This window comes from Variovorax sp. GW531-E2, from assembly GCF_059423125.1.
On the sequence record NZ_JBWKXQ010000057.1, the window covers coordinates 1 to 18,696 of the forward strand.

The following is an 18,696-nucleotide window of genomic DNA, read 5'->3' on the forward strand; positions in this document are numbered from 1 at the left end:
CTCCCCCGCGACCCGCACCGTGTTGAAAATCCCCGACGCCATGCCCGCCCGCTCGCGCGGCACCACGCTCACGGCCAGGCCGTCCATCAGCCCCCAGGGCAGGCCGATGCCCGCGCCGATCAGCAGCAGCGGGCCCACGAGGCCGTGCAAGGGCGTGCCCGGCGCGCAGCGGGCGAGCCACACGAGCCCCGCCGCGCACACCAGCAGCCCCACGGCCGAGATCACGCCCGCAGAGAACCGGTGCGCGAGCCACGCCGCCAGCGTCGGCACGATGAGGATCGGCCCCGACAGCGCGAACATGAAACCGCCCGCCTCCAGCGCGCTGCGCCCTTCGAGCCCGATGAAGCGGATCGGCAACAGCACCAGCAGCACGACAAAGCCGTAGGCCGGCGCCGCGGCCAGCAGCTGCACGCCGACGAAGCGCGGAAAGCGGAACAGCGACAGGTCGAGCATCGGATGCGCCACGCGCTGCTCGATGGCGATGAAGGCCGCACCCATGGCCAGCGCGCCGGCCAGCGCCGCGAGCACCCACGGGCTGGCCCAACCGCTGTCGGGCGCCTGCAGCACGCCCAGCGTGAGCAGGCTCAGCGCGGCCGTGAAGCTGAGCGTGCCCGGCACGTCCAGCCCCATCGCCTGCGGGTTGCGCGACTCGCGCATGCGCGGCGCGGCCAGGCCCAGCGCGACGAGGCTCACGGCGCCGGGGCTCAGCATCACGGCGTGCCAGCCGACGGTGTCGGCCAGCCAGCCCGAGAGGATCGACCCGCACGACAGCCCCACGCCGAACGAGGTGCCGATGAGGCTGAACGCCCGCAGCCGCGCCGGCCCGTCGAACACCTGCGCCAGCGCGGCCGTGCCCGCCGCGAAGGCCGCCGCCGAGCCCAGCCCCTGCACGGCGCGCGCGAGGTCGAAGGCGACGATGCCCGGCGCCAGCGTCAGCAGCGCGCTGCTCAGCGCCACCACCGCCAGGCCCAGCAAAAAGACGCGCTTGCGCCCGTAGGCATCGGCCAGCGCGCCGGCCGCCATCAGCGTGGCGCCGAAGCTCAGCATGAAGGCGTTGGTGACCCAGTTGAGCTGCACCGGCGTGCCGCCCAGCGCGTCGCGGATCGCGGGCAGCACCACGGCCGGGCCGGTGAAGCTCAGCGGCATGCCGAGCGCGGCCAGGCAGACGGCGGCGAGCAGCCAGGCCTTGTTGGAATCGGGGGAAGACATCGGGAGGGCTTTCACGCGGGAGAAGGAAAAGGGAAATGCGTGAAGCGAAGATAAAAAGGATTCAATGAAACGAAAATGGGCCCTCAGCTCCTCACACTGCCAACCCCAGGTTGCCAATCAAGCCCATGGACAGCTTCAGCGGACTCGAATCCTTCGTGCGGGCGGCCGACCTGCAGAGCTTTGCGCGGGCGGGCCGCGACCTGGGCATCTCGGCCTCGGCCGTGGGCAAGAACGTCGCGCGGCTCGAGGCGCAGATGGGCGTGCGCCTGTTCCACCGCACCACGCGGCAGGTGCGGCTCACGGCCGAGGGCGCGATGTTCCACGAGCGCTGCCGCCGCATCCTCGACGAACTCGGCGATGCGCGCGCCATGCTGCAGGACGCCGTCGCCACGCCGCGCGGCCGCCTGCGCGTGAGCCTGCCGACCATCGGCTACCGCTTTCTGCTGCCGATCCTGCCGGCGTTCAAGGCGCGCTTCCCCGAGATCGAACTCGACCTCGACTTCAACGACCGGCTGGTCGACGTGGTGGCCGAGGGTGTCGACGTGGCCATCCGCAGCGGCGAGCTGGTCGACTCACAGCTCGTGGCGCGCCGCCTCGGCCCGTTCAGCTTCGTGCTCGCCGCCTCGCCGGCCTACCTGGCGCAACACGGCGTGCCGCAGGTGCCGACCGACCTCGCCCGCCACAGTTGCCTGCGCTACAAGTTCGTGACCGGCGGAAAGATCGAAGACTGGGACCTGCCCGGCCTGCCGCCCCAGTTGCCGCCGGGCCTGGTCTGCAACAACATGGAAGCCATGCTGGGCGCCGCCGTCGCGGGCCTGGGCATTGCGTACATGCCCGACTTCCTGGCGCGCGACGCACTGCGCCGCGGCGAGCTGCAGCGCGTGCTGGCCGCGCACCTTGTGCGGCAGGGACAGTTCTCGGCGCTGTGGCCGTCGAGCCGGCAGCTGTCGCCGAAGGTGCGGGCGTTTGTCGACTTTGCGGGTGAGCACATGTTCAGGAACGATGGCTCGGAAACATCGAAAGACTGAATTCAGACCATAATCAGTCCGATCGACAACCGCAGGTGAACCCCATGAATTTCTCCACGCAGGTCAAACCCATCAGCTATCTCAAGAGCCATGCCGCGGACATCGTGAAGACCCTCTCGGACACCCGCGAGCCTCTGGTCATCACACAGAACGGCGAGGCCAAGCTCGTGGTGATGGATGTCCGCTCCTTCGAAGAGCAGGAAGCGACCCTCGCGCTGCTGAAAGTGCTGGCACTCGGCAACCGCGAAATCGAACAGGGCCAATTCCGGTCCGCGGACGATGTGTTCGCCGATCTGGACCAAGAAGACGCCCCATGAAGGTGGTGTTCCTGCGGTCCGCCGAAGCCGACCTGAAGGACCTGAGGCGCTACCTGCTCAAGAACTTCGGCGCGGACACCTGGGCGGCGAGCTACGCAAAGATCAAGCAATCCGTCGCGATGATCGCAGCCCATCCCCAGGCAGGCCGGATTCCCGAGGAACTGGAAGACCTGAACGCGGCCCAGTACCGGCAGGTCATCTCGGGCATGAACCGCATCATCTACGAGGTGCGACTGGACACCGCCTACATCCACGTCGTCTGCGACACGCGCAGGGACCTGAAGGGCCTGCTCATGCGGCGCCTCGTGGGCGCCGTGTGAGCCCGATGCAGTACGCGGCCTGAGACGTCCGGCGTACGCCTACGCCGCCGCTTCCACCAGCTGACGCTCCGCCTGTTCGCCGACAGTCACGGCGGGTGCCTCGACAGGCGCCACGGGCTTCGCCTGGCTCAGCGCCAGCGCCACCTGCAACGGATACAGCGTGCGCACATCGCCCTCGGCCTTGTTGCTCACCGTCGTACCGGCGGCCTCGCTCATGCGGGCCGTGCGCACCGCGTCGAGCCGGTGGGTCGGCACCATGAACGGCGAGTGCGTCGTGTAGAGGATCTGGTTGGCGAAGTCGTGCTCCAGGTGCGCCAGCAGATCGGCCTGCGAATGCGCGTGCAGGTGCAGGCCGGGCTCGTCCAGCAGCAGGATCGCATCGGCCGCGCCCTTCGTGTCCGCGAAGAACGCGACGTAGAACGAGAAGAACCACTGGAAGCCGCGGCTGCGTTCGTCGAGGTTCACTTCCACCTCGTAGGCGGCGTTGGGGTCGGACACCAGCGTCTCCAGGTGCTGCCCGTCGAGGTTGAAGCGGACCTTGAGTTCGCGGTCCTTCCACACGCGGCGGATTTCCGACGTGACGACCGAGCCCGCCCGGTTCACCAACTGATTGCGCGTCGCCAGGTCGTTCTTCGCCAGCAGGTCCTGCAGCTGCTGCGGGTCGAGCCCCGCCACCTGGCACAGCTTCTCGAAATTGCGCTCGCCCGCCGTGCGCTCGCCCCAGCCCTTGCGCGTGAGGTATTCGGCGATGTTCTGGCGGCCGGGCAGCGAGGCGTAGTCCTCGACGTAGATGAAGCGCGGCAGTTTCTCCAGCACCCAGGCGCGGGCGCGGGCCAGCGCGGGCTGGTCGTTGTCGATCGTGCGGGCCAGCTCCTCGAGCTCGGTCAGCATCTGCGCCTGCTTGTCGGCGATCTCGGCGCCGGCGGTGGCCAGCGCCTGGCGCAGTGCCTGCAGTGCCAGCAGCGCACCGGCCGACCACTTGACGAAGTCGGGGCTCGGGATCATGGCAGCGTCGAAGGCGTCGGCCTCCTGTTCGAGCGGCGCCTTCAACTCGTCGGCGACCTTCTCGGCCGCGGCCTTCACGGCGGGCACGATCTTGCGCACCTTGGCCTTGATGTCGCTCACGTCGATCGACAGCGGGCCCAGGCCCTCGAAGCCGGTCGTGCGCGTGGCGCCGTAGCCGCGCCCGGCCGTGACCTGGCGCACGCCGGCCGCGCGCGGCAGGATGGCGGCGAGCGCCAGCTGTTCGGAGGCGTCGAGGTCCCAGCGCGTGTGCACCACCGGGGTGTCGTCGGTGCATTCGTCGAGGCGGCGGTGCCGCGGAAAGTCCTTGATGGGGCTGAGTGCCGTGAGCCCGTCGGTCGGGTTCAGGCTGTGCAACGCGCGCAGCAGGTTCGACTTGCCGCTGTCATTTCGGCCGAGGATCGCTGTGATCTGGGAGGAATCGATGGAGCCGCTGTCGTGGATCGAGCGATAGTTGGTGATCTGGAATGACGCCAAGCGCATGCAGGAATTTCTCTTCTGAATTGAATACGGGGCCGGGGAATGTATTGCATCCCCGGCCCCGTCCTGCCGATCGCGGAAGAAAAAAACTGTACGGGCCTGCGCAGCCCTACTCGGCCGCGCGGCGCAGCGTGTCGACCACCGGCCGGCGCAGCACATCGCGCAGGCCCCACCACCCCGCCGCCAGCGCCAGCACCGCGCCGGCCAGCGCGCCGGCCACCGGCACGAGCGGCGAGGCGGTCCAGGTGAACTCGAACACGTAGCGCGCGAGCCCCCAGCCGATCACCGAGGCCACGATGCTCGCCAGGAAGCCCGCGAGCAGGCCGACGCCGACCAGCTCGGCGCGCTGCACCTGCCGCAGCAGGCTGGCGCGTGCGCCCACGGCGCGCATCACGGCGAACTCGCGCGCACGCTCCTCGCGCGTGGCGGTGACGGCGGCGAACAGCACCACGAGCCCGGCTGCCAGCGTGAAGCCGAACAGGAATTCGACCGCGCGCACCACCTGGTCGAGCACGCGCTGCACCTGGTTGATGGTGGCGCTCATGTCGACGTTGGTCACATTGGGGAAGCTGCGCACCAGCGCGTTGTCGAAGCCGCGCGTCTCGGGCGCGCGGAAGGCGCCCATGTAGGTCACGGGCACGTCGGCCAGCGAGGCCACGGTGTACATCACGAAGAAGTTGGCGTGCAGCGAGCCCCAGTCGACCTTGCGCAGCGAGGTGATGCGCGCGTCGTTCTGCATGCCGCCGATGTCGAAGCGCAAGGTGTCGCCCAGCTTCAGGCCCAGCGTCTCGGCCAGGCCTTCTTCCACGCTCACCTCGTTCTTCGCCTCGGGCGTCCAGGCGCCGGCCGTGACGCTGTTGTGCGCGGGCGCCTCGGTGCTGTTGCTCAGGTTGAACTCGCGGTCCACCAGGCGCTTGGCGCGGTCCTCGGTGTAGTCGTCGGGCGTCACGGGCTTGTCGTTGATCGCCACCAGCCGGCCGCGGATCATCGGGTACCAGTCGAACTTGGCGACGCCCGCGTCGCGCAGCGTCTTCTGGAACGCCTCGCTCTGCTCGGGCATCACGTTGATGACGAAGCGGTTGGGCGCATCGGGCGGCGTGGCCTTGCGCCAGCTCGCCACGAGGTCGGTGCGCAGCAGCACGAGCAGCACCAGCGCCAGCAGGCCCACGGCCAGTGCGCTGACCTGCACCACGGCGTAGGCCGGGCGCGCCGAGATCTGCCGCGTGGCCAGCACCAGCCAGCGCGGCGCGGTGGTCTCGCTGACGCTGCGGCGCAGCACCTTCACGGCGAGCCAGCTCAGCAGCGCGAACACGGCCACGGCACCGGCAAAGCCGCCGACCGCAATGAGGCCCAGCTTGAGGTCGCTGCTGGCCGCCATCAGCAGCGCCGCGAAGCCCGCCACGCCGATGCCGAGCACGGCGAGCGATGCGGGCTTGAGCCCGCCCACGTCGCGCCGGATCACGCGCAGCGGCGGCACGCGCGCCAGTTGCAGCACCGGCGGCAGGCCGAAGGCGAACAGCAGCGTGAGCCCCATGCCCAGGCCGAAGGCCACGGGCCACAGCGTGGCGGCGGGCAAGGCGGTCTCGACCAGCCCGGCCAGCAGCAGCACGAAGACATAGTGCACGGCGAAGCCGATGGCCACGCCGATCGCGCTGGCCACGGTGCCGATCACGGCGAACTCGAAGGCATAGGCCGCGGCGATGGTGCGCTGGCTCTGGCCCAGCACGCGCAGCATGGCGCAGTCGTCCAGGTGGCTGGCCGCGAAGCCGCGCGCGGCCAGCGCCACGGCCACGGCCGACAGCAGCGCCGCGAGCAGCGCGACCAGGCTCAGGAATTTCTCGGCGCGGTCGAGTGTCTGACGCATCTCGGGCCGGCCGCCCTCGAAGGAGTCGAGCCGCACGCCGCGCAGCTCGCCCTTCTTGATGGTGGCGTCGGCCCATTCGGTGAAGCGCTTCACGGCGGCGTCGTCGCCCGCCACGGCGTAGCGGTAGCCCACGCGGCTGGCCGGCTGCACGAGGCCGGTGCGCGCCACGTCGGCCTGGTTGAGCATCACGCGCGGCGAAAAACTCATGAAGCCCGCGCCCCGGTCGGGCTCCAGCGTGATCACCCGGCCCACGCGCAGGCCGGTGTCGCCCAGCAGCAGCGTGTCGCCGACCTTCAGGCCCAGCGAGTCGAGCAGCGAGGCATCGACCCAGACCTCGCCCGCCGCCGGCACGTCGCGCGTCACCGCGCCCGCGCCCTCGGCCGTGGTCGCCGTCTGCAGGTTGCCGCGCAGCGGGTAGCCCGGCGTCACGGCCTTCAGGGCCACGAGCTTGCTGGCGCCGCCCTGGGCATCCTCGGCCCGCGCCATGGTGGGAAAGCCGAAGGTGCCGGTGCCCGCAAGGCCCAGCGACTTCGCCTGTGCGATGAAAGTTTCGGGCGTCGGGTTGTCGCTCACGACCACCGCGTCGCCGCCCAGCAGCTGGCGCGCGTCGCGCTGCAGCCCGCCCTGCAATCGGTCGGCGAAGAAGCCGACCGCCGTGAGCGCGGCCACGGCCAGCACCACGGCCACGATCAAGAGGCGCAGCTCGCCGGCGCGCAGGTCGCGCCAGAGCGTGCGCCAGCCAAGGCGAAGGGAAGCGTTCATGGCGCGAACGATAGCCGACGCCTACCGGCACCGGCGGACTCAAGGGTTATTGGAAAGGGCCGCGTGGTGTTGCCCGCTGCGCGGACCTGTCGCACGATACGAAAAAGAAACGAAGGAGCGCTTGTCGATGACGACCCCACCCGCCCGGCGGCGCCCCGGCTCAGGGCAGCACGACGAGACCCGGCGCACCAGCTTCCACGCGGCCGATGACCGCCGCCTGCCCGAAGCCTTCGTTGCGGAAGATCTCCAGCACCGCCTCGACCGCCTCGGGCGCGCAGCTCACGAGCAGGCCGCCCGAGGTCTGCGGGTCGGTCATGAGCGCCTGCGCGGTGGCCGGCAGGCCCTCGTGCAGTTGCACATCAGCGCCGTAACCCGCCCAGTTGCGGCCCGACGCGCCGGTGACCAGCCCGCCGCCGGCCATGGCGATCACGTTGTCGAGCAGCGGCACGCGCGACCATTCGACCACCGCCGCGAGCCCCGCGCCGCGCGCGAGCTCGAGCGCGTGGCCGGCCAGGCCGAAGCCGGTGACGTCGGTCAGCGCATGCACGCCGTCGAGCGCCGACAGCGCGATGCCAGGCGTGTTGAGCTTGGTCGTGTTCTCGATCAGCTGGCGGTAGCCGGCCTCGGACAGCTGCTGCTTCTTGAGCGCCGCCGACAGCACGCCCACGCCCAGCGGCTTGCCCAGCACCAGCACGTCGCCGGCCTGCGCATCGGCGTTGCGCCGCACGCGCTTGGGGTGCACCAGCCCCATCGCGACCAGCCCGTAGATCGGCTCGACCGAATCGATGGTGTGGCCGCCCGCAATGGGAATGCCGGCCGCGCGGCACACGTCCTGCCCGCCGCGCACGATCTCGGCGATGACTTCCACCGGCAGCTGGTTGATCGGCATGGCGACCAGCGCCAGCGCCATGATCGGGCGCCCGCCCATCGCGTAGACGTCGCTGATCGCGTTGGTCGCGGCGATGCGGCCGAACTCGTAGGGGTCGTCCACGATGGGCATGAAGAAATCGGTGGTGGCGATCAGCGCCTGCTCGTCGTTGAGCCGGTAGACTGCCGCGTCGTCGGCGGTCTCGATGCCGACCATGAGCTCGGGCGGAATCAGCCCGCCCGCATGGTTCTTGAGGATCTGCGACAGCACGCCCGGCGCGATCTTGCAGCCGCAGCCGCCCCCATGCGAGAAGCTGGTGAGCCGCAGCGGCGCCAACGGATTCAGGAGCTTGGAAGGTGCGGCTTCGATCATGGCAGCGGGTCGGTCGAATGGAACAAGCCGCGATTATCGAAGCCTGCACCGCCGTCTGCCCACGTGCCCCGACACACCCTTTTCTTTTTCCACTGAACGCGTCATCACACCATGCAAACGAAACAAACCGTGTCCCGGCTCGCCCTCGCGCTGGCCCTGTCCCTCACCGCCGTGGGCGCCTTCGCCCAGGGCGTGCTGCGCGTGTCGGCCATTCCCGACGAGGCGCCCACCGAGCTGCAGCGCAAGTTCACGCCGCTGGGCGACTACCTGAAGAAGGAAACCGGCATGGACGTGCAGTTCACGCCCGTGACCGACTACGCCGCCGTGGTCGAGGGCCTGGCGACGAACAAGATCGACCTGGCGTGGCTGGGCGGCTTCACCTTCGTGCAGGCGCGCATCCGCACCAACGGCGGCGCGGTGCCGATCGTGCAGCGCGCGGAAGACGAGGTGTTCACCAGCAAGTTCATCGTGCCGATCGACAGCCCCGCCAAGACCCTGGCCGACCTGAAGGGCAAGACCTTCGCCTTCGGCGCGCCCTCGTCCACCTCGGGCAGCCTGATGCCGCGCTACTTCCTGCTGCAGGCCGGCATCAACCCCGAGAAGGACTTCAAGACGGTCGCGTTCTCGGGCGCGCACGACGCCACCGTGGCCTTCGTGGCGGCCTCGCGCGCCGAAGCGGGCGTGCTCAACGCCTCGGTGTGGGACAAGCTGGTCGAGGCCAAGAACCCCAACGCCGCCAAGGTGCGCGTGCTGGCCACCACGCCGACCTACTACGACTACAACTGGACCGTGCGCCCGGGCCTGGACGCCGCCGTGACGAAGAAGCTGACCGACGCCTTCCTGAAGCTGGACCCGGCCAACCCGGCGCACAAGGAGATCATGGCGCTGCAGCGCGCGAGCAAGTTCATTCCCACCAAGTCGTCGAACTACGACGGCATCGAGACGGCGGGCAAGTCGGCCGGCCTCATCAAGTGAGCGGAATGCGCGGATGAGTTTTTCGCTCGACAGCGCGGGCGTGGTGCACCCCAACGGCCAGCGCGCGCTGGCCGGCGTGACGCTGGCCGCGCGCGACGGCGAGCGCATCGCCGTCATCGGGCCCTCGGGCGCGGGCAAGACCACGCTGCTGCGCGTGCTCGGCGCGGCGCTGCGGCCCGGCGAAGGCCAGGTGCAGGCGCTGGGCCAGCACCCGTGGCGGCTGCCGGCGCGTGCGCTCAAGCCGCTGCGCGCGCGCATCGGCACCGTGCACCAGGCGCCGCCGATCGCGCCGCGCCTGCGCGTGGTCACGGCCGTGCTCGCGGGCCGGCTCGGCCAGTGGTCGACGGCGCGTGCGCTGGGCTCGCTTTTCTATCCGTCCGACATCGCGGGCGCGCACGCGGCGCTCGCCCGGCTCGCGCTCGAAGACCGGCTGTTCGACCGCTGCGACCGCCTCTCGGGCGGCCAGCTGCAGCGCGTGGGCATCGCGCGCGTGCTGTACCAGCGCCCCGCGCTGCTGCTGGCGGACGAGCCGGTGTCGGCGCTCGACCCCACGCTGGCGCACGCGGCCGTGGGCCAGCTGGTGGCGCAGAGCGAATCGACCGGCGCCACGCTGGTCGCGTCGCTGCACGCGGTCGACCTGGCGCTGCGCTGGTTTCCGCGCATCGTGGGCATGCGCGACGGGCAGGTCGCCTTCGACCTGCCGGCCGCCGAGGTGACGCCGGCGCTGCTCGAGGCGCTCTATGCGAGCGAAGGCGGTGTGGCGACGCAAGGGCCGCTGCCGGTCGCACCGGTGGCCGGCACCGCCGAGCCAGCCTTCAATCGGCCGGACTGCCCGTGACGGCAACACTCGCCCGCCCCGCCCTGCGCGATCCGCACGCGGGCCGCCGGCTGGCCGGCTGGCTCGCGGCGCTGGTCATCGCGTGGCCGGTGCTCGCGCTCTCCGAATTCAAGCCCTGGGCGCTGTTCGGCAGCGGCAACCTCGCGGTCATCGGCGGCTTTCTTGCGGGCTTCTTTCCGCCCGACAGCTCGCCCGCCTTTCTCGCGCTGCTCGCCAAGGCCACGCTCGAGACGCTGGCCATGGCCACGGCCGGCACGGCCATGGCGCTGCTGATCGGCGCGCCGCTGGGCTTCGTGACCACGCGCGCGCTCTCCATCTCCCGCATCGGGCCCGGCCCCGGCCGCGTGCAGGCCGGCATCGTCCGGCAGGCGGCGCGCTGGCTGCTGATGGTGCTGCGCGCCATCCCCGAGATCGTGTGGGCGCTGCTGTTCGTGCGCGCGCTCGGGCTCGGCCCGGCGGCCGGCGTGCTGGCGCTGGCCATCACCTACGGCGGCATGCTCGGCAAGGTCTACGCCGAGATCCTCGAATCGACCGACACGCGCCCCGCGCGCGCCCTGCTCGAAAGCGGCAGCGGCCGGCTCGCGGCGCTGTGCTACGGCCTGCTGCCGCACACGGCGCAGGAGCTGGCCTCGTACACCGTGTACCGCTGGGAATGCGCGGTGCGCGCCTCGGTGGTGATGGGCTTCGTGGGCGCGGGCGGCCTCGGGCAGCTGATGGACCAGTCGATGAAGATGCTCAACGGCGGCGAGGCCAGCAGCATCCTGCTGGTGTTCCTCGCGCTCGTGCTGCTGGCCGACATGCTGAGCAACGCGCTGCGAAAGCTCCTGGCATGACGACGCTGCCGCCGCGCCCTCCTTTGTGCCTGCGCTGCTGGCTCGCCGTGGCGCTGATCGCCGCGGCCGTGGTCGCGAGCTTCGTCTACCTGGGCATCGACTACGGCGCGCTGGGCTCGGCCGAATCGCTCCGGCTCATGGGCAAGTTCATCGCCGAGTTCTTCCCGCCCGACGTGTCGCCCGAGTTCCTCGCCAAGGTCGGCCACGGCGCGCTGCAGACGCTGGCCGTGTCGGCGCTGGGCACCGTGCTGGCCGCCGTGGCGGGCGCCGTGCTCGCGCTGCCGGCGTCGGGGCGCATCGGCGGGCCGCTGCGCCATGGCGCGCGCTTCGTGCTCAACTTCCTGCGCAGCGTGCCCGAGCTGGTCTGGGCCGCGCTGATGGTGCTGGCCGCCGGCATCGGGCCGTTCGCGGGTGCGCTGGCGCTGTCGCTGCACACGACCGGCGTGCTCGGCCGTCTCTTTGCCGAAGCGCTGGAGAACGCACCACGCGAGCCCGAGCAGGCGCTGGCGCTCTCGGGCGCCGGTCCGGTCACCGCCTTCAGCTACGCCAGCCTGCCGATCGTGCTGCCGCAGTGGGTGGCCTACACGCTCTACCGCTGGGAAATGAACATCCGCATGGCGGCCGTGCTGGGCTTCGTGGGCGGCGGCGGGCTGGGGCAGCTGCTGTACTTCCACCTGTCGATCTTCCAGCAGCAGCAGGCGATGACGGTGCTGATCGCGATGTTCGTGCTGGTCACCTTTGTCGACTTGGCGAGCGCTCGCTTGCGAAAAGGCCTAGGTCCCGCCTACGCCTGAGTGGCCGACAATGGCGGCATGAGGTCCCTTCAGCCATGAGTCATCGCCAGCCCGTCCGGGTGGCGGACCGCCACGCCTTCGATTCGATCATCGACGCCCGCTCGCCCGCCGAGTTCGCGCTCGACCACATCCCCGGCGCCATCAACTGCCCCGTGCTCAACGACGAAGAGCGCCACATCGTCGGCACGGTCTACGTGCAGACCGGCGCCTTCGAGGCCCGCCGCATCGGCGGTGCGATGGTGGCGGCCAACATCGCGACGCACCTGCGCGACACGCTGGCCGACCGGCCCGAGAAGTGGAAGCCGCTGGTCTACTGCTGGCGCGGTGGCATGCGCAGCGGCTCGATGGTCACGTGGCTGCGGCTCGTGGGCTGGGACGCGCAGCAGCTCGCGGGCGGCTACAAGAGCTTTCGCCGGCACGTGATCTCGCAGCTCGACGCGCTGACGCCGCAACTCGACCTGCGCGTGGTCTGCGGCGCCACCGGCAGCGCCAAGACGCGCGTGCTGCTCGCGCTGGCCGAACGCGGCGCGCAGGTGCTCGACCTGGAGGCCTTCGCCAACCACAAGGGCTCGCTGCTCGGCGCGCTGCCGGGCGTGGCGCAGCCTTCGCAAAAACACTTCGAGACGCGCATCGCGACCGTGCTCGAAGCCATCGACCTCTCGCGCCCGCTGTATGTCGAGGGCGAGAGCGTGCGCATCGGGCGGCTGTCGCTGCCGCTGTCGCTCGTGGCGCAGATGCGCGCCGCGCCGTGCATCGAGGTGGAGGCCACGCCCGAGGCGCGGCTGGCCTACCTGCTGCGCGACTACGCCTACCTGGGCGACGACCGCGCGGCGCTCGCCGAGAAGATGGGCGTGCTCAAGGAACTGCAGGGCAAGGAAACGGTGACGCGCTGGCAGCAGTGGGCCCACGAGGCCGACCTGCCGCATCTGTTCGCCGAACTCATGTCCTTGCACTACGACCCGCACTACCAGAAGTCGCAGGAGACGCACTTTCGCGCGTGGGCAAAACGCCAGCGCGTGGGCGCGACCGACCTCTCGGATCAGGGCATCGAGGCCGTGGCCGACGCGGTGCTGGCGCTCGGCGCACCGAGCCCGTCGGCGTAAAGCACGCCGCGCGGCGCGCGGCACAGCCCCCAGAAGCGCAGGCCGCTGAGCTCGGCCATGCGCACGCCCATCGCGGTCGGCGCCGAGATGGTCGCCATCGCCGCAATGCCCAGGCGCGCGCACTTGCGCACCAGCTCGTGGCTGCCGCGGCTGGACATCAGCACGAAGCCGGGCTCCTGCAGCCGATTCGCACGCGCCAGCGCGCCGAGCAGCTTGTCGAGCGCGTTGTGGCGACCCACGTCTTCCATCAGGTCGGTGAGTTCGCCGTCCACCGTGGCCCAGGCCGCTGCGTGGATCGCACCGGCTTCGGCGTTGAGCACCTGGCGCGGCGGCATGGCGGCGAAGGCGCGCAGCACGGTGGCGAGGTCGATGCGTTCGATCCAGTCGCGCGGCGGCACGCGCTGCGGCGACAGGTCGAGCCCCGCGAAGCTTTCGACGCCGCACACGCCGCAGCCGGTGCGGCCCGCGAGGCTGCGGCGCCGGTCCTTCAGGCGTTCGAAGCTGCGCGTGGACACTTCGAGCTGCACCTCGATGCCGGGCATGCCCTCGGGCAGGCCCGCATCGAGGGCCTCGACCGTTCGCACGTCGATGCCGCGGCAATCGGCGGCGCTGTCGAGGATGCCTTCGCTGAGCGCAAAGCCCAGCGCGAAGGCTTCGAGGTCTTGCGGCGTGGCCATCATCACCGCGTGCGAGACGCCGTTGAACACCAGCGCCACCGGCACCTCGGCGGCCAGCGTGTCGTCGCGCACCACGCCTTCGGGCGCGAGGCCGCGCTCGCCGAAGACGTGCACGGCATGCCGTGCGAGGGGCGGCAGGGCGTCGGGTTCGGGGGTGTCTGTCATGGCCGCGGCCATTGTCCGCTCAGCCGCGGTTTTCGTCAGCCGGCAGGCTGTCGACCACCGCACGTCCGGCGTCCGTGAGGTGCGCGACCCAGCGATCGTCCAGCTGCACCACGCGCACCCAGCCCGGTCCGCGCACGCCGCCCAGCGCGGCATCGCCCATCAGCGTGAGCTGGCGCATGACCACGCTCGCGCCCTGCCCCAGCCGCTTGCCCAGGCGCGGCAGCGACATGCCGCCCTCGCCCGGGGCTTCGGCGAGCGCGCGCAGGATCGCAATGGAGAAAGCGTCGGCGTCGAACCCGGAATCGCTCATGCCGCCACGGCGTCGGCCTCCGCCGCGACCGGCGCCACATGCAGCGACAGCACCACGGGGATCGACTTGGAGGTCGGCGTGCCCGCGTTCTCGGCCACCGACGACAGCGGCACCAACGGGTTCGTCTCGGGGTAGTAGGCCGCGAGGTTGCCGCGCGGGATGTCGTAGGCCACCAGCTTGAAGCGATCCGCACGCCGCTCCTGCCCGTCGCTCCACACCGTCTGGATGTCGACCCAGTCGCCGTCCTTCATGCCGAGCTGGCGGATGTCGTCGGTGTGGATGAACACCACGCGGCGCTGGCCGAACACGCCGCGGTAGCGGTCGTCCATGCCGTAGATGGTGGTGTTGTACTGGTCGTGCGAACGCGTGGTGAGCAGCGTGAACACCAGCGTGTCGCGCTGCGACGCAAAGCGCGCGCGGGCCCGATGCGCGTGCGTGTCCAGCGGCACGGCGTGCGTGAAGAACACGGCCTTCTTCGACGCGGTGGCCCACACGCGCTCGCTCGCCGTGTTGCGCAGGCGGAAGCCACCCGGATGCGCCACGCGCGCATTGAAGTCCTTGAAGTCGTCGAACACGGCTTCGATCTTGTCGCGGATGCGGGCGTAGTCTTCGACAAGCCAGAGCCACGGCGTCTTGCTGCGCGCGCCGATGGTGGCTGCAGCCAGGCGCGCCACGATGGCCGGCTCGGACAACAAGAGTTCCGACGCGGGCGGGTTGATGCCCATCGAGATGTGGACCATGCTCATCGAGTCTTCGACCGTCACGCCCTGCGGGCCGTTCGCCTGCATGTCGATCTCGGTGCGGCCCAGGCACGGCAGGATGAGCGCCTCGCGCCCGTGGATGATGTGGCTGCGGTTGAGCTTGGTGGTCACGTGCACCGTGAGGTCGCACTGCTGCAGCGCCTTCCAGGTCTGGTAGGTGTCGGGCGTGGCGGCCGCGAAGTTGCCGCCCAGCGCGAAGAACACCTTGCCCTTGCCGTCGAGCATGAGCTGGATCGCCTCGACCGTGTCCACGCCGTTCTGGCGCGGCGGCTCGAAGCCGAACACCTGCTGCAGCCGGTCGAGCAGCGCGGCCGGCGGCTTTTCCCAGATGCCCATGGTGCGGTCGCCCTGCACGTTGCTGTGGCCGCGCACCGGGCAGGCGCCCGCGCCTTCGCGGCCCATGTGGCCGCACAGCATGAGCCAGTTGCCGATCATCTGGATCGTGGCCACCGAATGCTGGTGCTGCGTGATGCCCATGCCCCAGCAGGCGATGACGCGCTTCGCGCCCAGGTACACGTCGGCCGCCGCGCGCATCTGCGCTTCGCTCAGGCCCGACTCCTGCGCCAGCAGCGGCCACGATTCGGCGCGCAGGTCACCGGCCAGCGCCTCGAAACCCTGGGTGTGCTCGGCGATGAATGCGTGGTCGAGCACCGGAGGCTCGCCGCGCGCCACCGCCGCGTCTTCGCGTTCGATGACGTGCTTCATCATCCCCTTCACCGCCGCGAAGTCGCCGCCCACGCGCAGCTGGAAGTAGTGCGTGCTGATCGGCGTGGAGCCCAGCGTGGCCATCTCCAGCTTGTCCTGCGGATCGGCAAAGCGCTCCAGCCCGCGCTCGCGCAGCGGGTTGAAGCTCACGATGCGCGCGCCGCGCTTGGAGGCCGCGCGCAGCTCGCCGAGCATGCGCGGGTGGTTGGTGCCCGGGTTCTGGCCGAAGATGAAGATCGCGTCGGCCTTCTCGAAGTCTTCCAGCGTGACCGTGCCCTTGCCCACGCCCAGTTGCGGGCGCATGCCGCTGCCGCTGGGCTCGTGGCACATGTTCGAGCAGTCGGGAAAGTTGTTGGTGCCGTACTCGCGCACGAACAGCTGGTACAGGAAGGCCGCCTCGTTGCTCGCGCGGCCCGAGGTGTAGAAGATGGCCTGGTTCGGGTCGGGCAGCGCGTTCAGGTGCTGCGCAATGCGCGCGAAGGCGTCATCCCAGTCGATGGGCACGTACCTGTCGCTGGCCGCGTCGTAGGCCATGGGGTGCGTGAGGCGGCCCTGGTCTTCGAGCCAGAAGTCGCTTTGCTGGGCCAGCTCGGCCACGGTGTGTTTGGCAAACAGTTCCGGGCCCGCGCGGCGCGCGGTGGCCTCGGCGGCCACGGCCTTCACGCCGTTCTCGCAGAACTCGAAGGTCGAGGCATGGTTGCGGTCGGGCCAGGCGCAGCCGGGGCAGTCGAAGCCGTCGGGCTGGTTGGCCGAGAGCAGCGTCTTCGCGCCCTTGACCGGAATGTCCTGCCGCAGCAGCGCATTCGTCACGCTGCGCAACGCGCCCCAGCCACCGGCGGGGCCCTTGTAAAACTCGATCTTCTGCTCGCTCATGGCGGCAGTGTTGGCCTGCGGGGGCGTGGCGTCAAATTGAATCGGGACATGCGGCGATTCAAAATGAAAATGACGGGGGAGGAAAGGCGCTCAGGCCTCGCGCGCACCGCCCATCAGCAAACCCCTCAGCTTGCTGCGCAGCGGCGTCTCCTCCACCTCCTGCACCCCGGCAATCTCCCGCAGCGCAAAGTCGCGGCTGTCGGCGTTGTGCAGGTCGATCTCGCGCACCACCTGCCCGTCCTTGTAGACAAAAGCCACGTCGGCCAGGGCGAGCACGTCCTCGATGTCGTGCGTGATCATCAGGACCGGAATTCCCCATTGCTTGCGCACCTGCGCCAGCTCGTTGCGCAGCTCGGCGCGCAGCATGGGGTTGAGCGCGGCAAAGGGTTCGTCGAGCAGCAGCACCTGCGGTTCGCAAGCCAGCGCGCGCGCCAGGGCCACGCGCTGCTGCTGGCCGCCCGAGAGTTTCTGCGGCCGGCTGTCGGCCAGCGCGGCGAGGCCGAAGCTGGCCAGCAGCGCCTGCACGCGCTCGGCGTCGCGGGCCGGCAGCGTGCGGCGGTGCCACGCGGTGAGCCCGAACGCCACGTTCTCGCGCACCGTGAGGTGCGGGAACAGCGCGTAGTTCTGGAACAGGTAGCCGATGCGGCGCGCCGGCGCGGGCACGTCGATGCGCTGCGCCGCGTCGTACAGCGTGCGGCCATCGAGCCGCACATGGCCCGCCGACGGATGCAGCAGGCCGGCGATGGCCTGCAGGGTGAGCGACTTGCCGGCCCCCGAGGGGCCGTAGAGCGCGGCGAAGGGAACGTCGGTCTGGAAGCGCACGGCGAGGTCGAAGCGCCGGGCCCCGTCCTTCACCGTGAGCTGCAGATCGACATCGATCATGGCTTGCCGAAGCCGTAGCGCGCGAGCACTTCCTGGGCCGCAGGCGTCGACAGGAAGGCGATGAAGTCGCCGGCCAGCGCCTTCTGCTTGCTCTCGGCCACGACGGCGATGGGGTAGGTCACGGGCGTGTGGCCGGTGGGCGTGAAGGCGACCTTGACCTTGTCGCCGGCCACGGCCGCGTCGGTGCGGTAGACAAAGCCGGCCTCGACCTCGCCACGGCTCACGTAGTCGAGCACCTGGCGCACGCTGTCGGCCTGCACGAACTTGGGTTCGAGCGCGGTCCAGAGCTTGGCGTTGTCCAGCACCTGCTTGGTGTAGCGGCCGACCGGCACGGTGGCGGTCTTGCCGACGGCGATCTTCTTCACGTTCGCACCGCTCAGGTCCTGCAGCGACTTCAGGCCGACGGCGCCCTGCGCGGGTTCGACCAGCACGAGGCTGTTGGTGACGAAGTCCTTGCGGGTGGCGGTGTCGATGAGCTTCTGGTCGTTGCCGCGGTTCATGGTTTCCTGGTCGGCGCTGGCGAACACGTCGACCGGCGCGCCCTGCCCGATCTGCTGCAGCAGCACGCCCGAGGCGGCGAAGTTGAAGCGCACGGTGCTGCCCGCCTTGGCGGCTTCGAACTTGGGACCGATTTCCTTGAACGCGTCGGTCAGGCTCGCGGCGGCGGACACGGTGATCTGCTGCGCAGCGGCCGCAAGCGGCAGGGCCAGGGCGAGCACGACGGACAAAAGACGCAACGGACGCATGGGCACAGTCTCCTGGAAAAAGGGGGAATCAACGAAGCGAAAAGAAACGGTTCGACACGACCAGCACGGCAATCGACAGCACCGACGTGACGACCACCAGCAGCAGCGCCAGGTCGTCGTGGCCGGCCTGCACGGCGTCGTAGATGGCCATCGACAGGGTCTGGGTCTGCTTGGGAATGGAGCCGGCCACCATCAGCGAGGCGCCGAACTCGCCCATGGCGCGCGCGAACGCGAGCAGCGTGCCGGCCAGGATGCCGGGCCAGGCCAGCGGCAGCGTGACGCGCAAGAACACCGAGAACGGCGACTGGCGCAAGGTGCTCGCAGCGGCTTCGAGCGAGCGATCGACGTTCGAGAAGGCCGCGCTGGCCGACTTGAGCACCAGCGGCAGCGCCACCACGGCCGATGCCACCACGGCGCCGTGCCAGCTGAAGATGATGGTGTAGTCGAAGTGCTCGCGCAGCCAGGCGCCGAGCGGGCTGCGGCGCCCCGCCGCCACCAGGATGGCGTAGCCGATCACCGTGGGCGGCAGCACCAGCGGCAGCATGAACACGGCCTCGAGCACGCCCGAGCCGACGAACTGCTTGCGCGCGAACACCCAGCCCAGCGCCACGCCCGCGACCAGCGCCAACAGCGTCGCAACCGCCGCGACCTGCAGCGACAGGACCAGCGGAGACCAGTCGGTGGTGGCGATGAGCGAAGCAGTCGTCGTGTTCATTTGAATACGGCGAGATTGTTACACGCGCCGTCCTTTTCATTCATACGGGGATGCGCGAATGCGCCTGTCTTCATAT

At 70.2% G+C, this 18,696-nt stretch carries 18 protein-coding genes; 8 read left to right on the plus strand and 10 right to left on the minus strand.

Going from position 1 to position 18,696, the window contains the following annotated elements; all coding sequences use genetic code 11:
- The coding region (locus AC07XP_RS25285; RefSeq protein WP_495266226.1) for an MFS transporter at positions 1-1,209 on the minus strand (1,209 nt) is incomplete at its 3' end.
- Between the two features lie 125 nt (positions 1,210-1,334).
- On the opposite strand from AC07XP_RS25285, the gene AC07XP_RS25290 reads away from it, so the two are divergent.
- Genes AC07XP_RS25290 through AC07XP_RS25300 form a run of 3 tightly spaced genes read left to right on the plus strand, consistent with a single transcriptional unit; the run spans position 1,335 to position 2,874 of the window.
- Positions 1,335-2,237: a LysR family transcriptional regulator gene (locus AC07XP_RS25290; RefSeq protein WP_495266245.1), complete on the plus strand. Its 903-nt coding sequence runs from the start codon at positions 1,335-1,337 to the stop codon at positions 2,235-2,237.
- Between the two features lie 44 nt (positions 2,238-2,281).
- Positions 2,282-2,554 (plus strand): type II toxin-antitoxin system Phd/YefM family antitoxin, encoded by a 273-nt coding sequence (locus AC07XP_RS25295; protein WP_070061494.1) that lies wholly within the window; start codon positions 2,282-2,284, stop codon positions 2,552-2,554.
- Positions 2,551-2,874 carry a type II toxin-antitoxin system RelE/ParE family toxin gene (locus AC07XP_RS25300; protein WP_070061493.1) on the plus strand — a complete coding sequence of 108 codons (324 nt, stop codon included), beginning with the start codon at positions 2,551-2,553 and terminating at the stop codon, positions 2,872-2,874. The genes AC07XP_RS25295 and AC07XP_RS25300 overlap by 4 nt, the downstream gene beginning before the upstream one ends.
- Before the next feature lie 39 nt (positions 2,875-2,913).
- Here the strand turns inward: AC07XP_RS25300 and AC07XP_RS25305 are convergent, their stop codons facing one another.
- The 3 genes from AC07XP_RS25305 to selD all read right to left on the minus strand — a co-directional run bounded on the left by AC07XP_RS25305 (position 2,914) and on the right by selD (position 8,243).
- Positions 2,914-4,380 (minus strand): AAA family ATPase, encoded by a 1,467-nt coding sequence (locus AC07XP_RS25305; RefSeq protein ID WP_159274914.1) that lies wholly within the window; start codon positions 4,378-4,380, stop codon positions 2,914-2,916.
- Positions 4,381-4,486: 106 nt separating this feature from the next.
- On the minus strand, positions 4,487-7,003 hold the full coding sequence (locus AC07XP_RS25310; protein ID WP_095743969.1) for an ABC transporter permease: 2,517 nt from the start codon (positions 7,001-7,003) through the stop codon (positions 4,487-4,489).
- Positions 7,004-7,163: 160 nt separating this feature from the next.
- Positions 7,164-8,243 (minus strand): selenide, water dikinase SelD, encoded by a 1,080-nt coding sequence (selD, locus tag AC07XP_RS25315; RefSeq protein ID WP_062469051.1) that lies wholly within the window; start codon positions 8,241-8,243, stop codon positions 7,164-7,166.
- Between the two features lie 111 nt (positions 8,244-8,354).
- Between selD and AC07XP_RS25320 the strand changes: the two genes are divergently transcribed.
- The 5 genes from AC07XP_RS25320 to mnmH are packed head-to-tail and all read left to right on the plus strand — an operon-like array spanning position 8,355 to position 12,786.
- Positions 8,355-9,218, plus strand: a complete 864-nt coding sequence (locus AC07XP_RS25320) for a putative selenate ABC transporter substrate-binding protein (RefSeq protein ID WP_062469048.1) — start codon at positions 8,355-8,357, stop codon at positions 9,216-9,218.
- 13 nt (positions 9,219-9,231) lie between these two features.
- Positions 9,232-10,056 (plus strand): phosphonate ABC transporter ATP-binding protein, encoded by an 825-nt coding sequence (locus AC07XP_RS25325; protein WP_495266227.1) that lies wholly within the window; start codon positions 9,232-9,234, stop codon positions 10,054-10,056.
- Positions 10,053-10,889, plus strand: coding sequence for a PhnE/PtxC family ABC transporter permease (locus AC07XP_RS25330; RefSeq protein WP_495266228.1), 837 nt, complete (start codon positions 10,053-10,055; stop codon positions 10,887-10,889). The genes AC07XP_RS25325 and AC07XP_RS25330 overlap by 4 nt, the downstream gene beginning before the upstream one ends.
- The gene (gene phnE / locus AC07XP_RS25335; protein WP_495266229.1) at positions 10,886-11,683 is read left to right on the plus strand and encodes a phosphonate ABC transporter, permease protein PhnE; all 798 of its coding nucleotides are present in this window, start codon (positions 10,886-10,888) and stop codon (positions 11,681-11,683) included. The genes AC07XP_RS25330 and phnE overlap by 4 nt, the downstream gene beginning before the upstream one ends.
- A gap of 35 nt (positions 11,684-11,718) precedes the next feature.
- Entirely contained in the window at positions 11,719-12,786 is a 1,068-nt protein-coding gene (gene mnmH / locus AC07XP_RS25340) for a tRNA 2-selenouridine(34) synthase MnmH (RefSeq protein ID WP_495266230.1), read from the plus strand.
- On the opposite strand, the gene fdhD is transcribed toward mnmH, so the two are convergent.
- The 6 genes from fdhD to modB all read right to left on the minus strand — a co-directional run bounded on the left by fdhD (position 12,723) and on the right by modB (position 18,620).
- Positions 12,723-13,628 (minus strand): formate dehydrogenase accessory sulfurtransferase FdhD, encoded by a 906-nt coding sequence (fdhD, locus tag AC07XP_RS25345; protein ID WP_492677318.1) that lies wholly within the window; start codon positions 13,626-13,628, stop codon positions 12,723-12,725. The genes mnmH and fdhD overlap by 64 nt on opposite strands.
- Before the next feature lie 19 nt (positions 13,629-13,647).
- Positions 13,648-13,938, minus strand: a complete 291-nt coding sequence (locus tag AC07XP_RS25350) for a hypothetical protein (protein ID WP_139700239.1) — start codon at positions 13,936-13,938, stop codon at positions 13,648-13,650.
- Complete coding sequence (locus AC07XP_RS25355; protein WP_495266231.1) at positions 13,935-16,277, minus strand: FdhF/YdeP family oxidoreductase; 2,343 nt, start codon at positions 16,275-16,277, stop codon at positions 13,935-13,937. The genes AC07XP_RS25350 and AC07XP_RS25355 overlap by 4 nt, the downstream gene beginning before the upstream one ends.
- A 90-nt stretch (positions 16,278-16,367) precedes the next feature.
- Positions 16,368-17,159: an ABC transporter ATP-binding protein gene (locus AC07XP_RS25360; protein ID WP_095949325.1), complete on the minus strand. Its 792-nt coding sequence runs from the start codon at positions 17,157-17,159 to the stop codon at positions 16,368-16,370.
- Positions 17,156-17,905, minus strand: a complete 750-nt coding sequence (gene modA / locus AC07XP_RS25365; RefSeq protein WP_369644451.1) for a molybdate ABC transporter substrate-binding protein — start codon at positions 17,903-17,905, stop codon at positions 17,156-17,158. Before modA ends, AC07XP_RS25360 begins: the two co-directional genes overlap by 4 nt.
- Positions 17,906-17,933: 28 nt before the next feature.
- Positions 17,934-18,620 carry a molybdate ABC transporter permease subunit gene (gene modB / locus AC07XP_RS25370; protein ID WP_495266232.1) on the minus strand — a complete coding sequence of 229 codons (687 nt, stop codon included), beginning with the start codon at positions 18,618-18,620 and terminating at the stop codon, positions 17,934-17,936.
- Positions 18,621-18,696 lie beyond the last annotated feature (76 nt).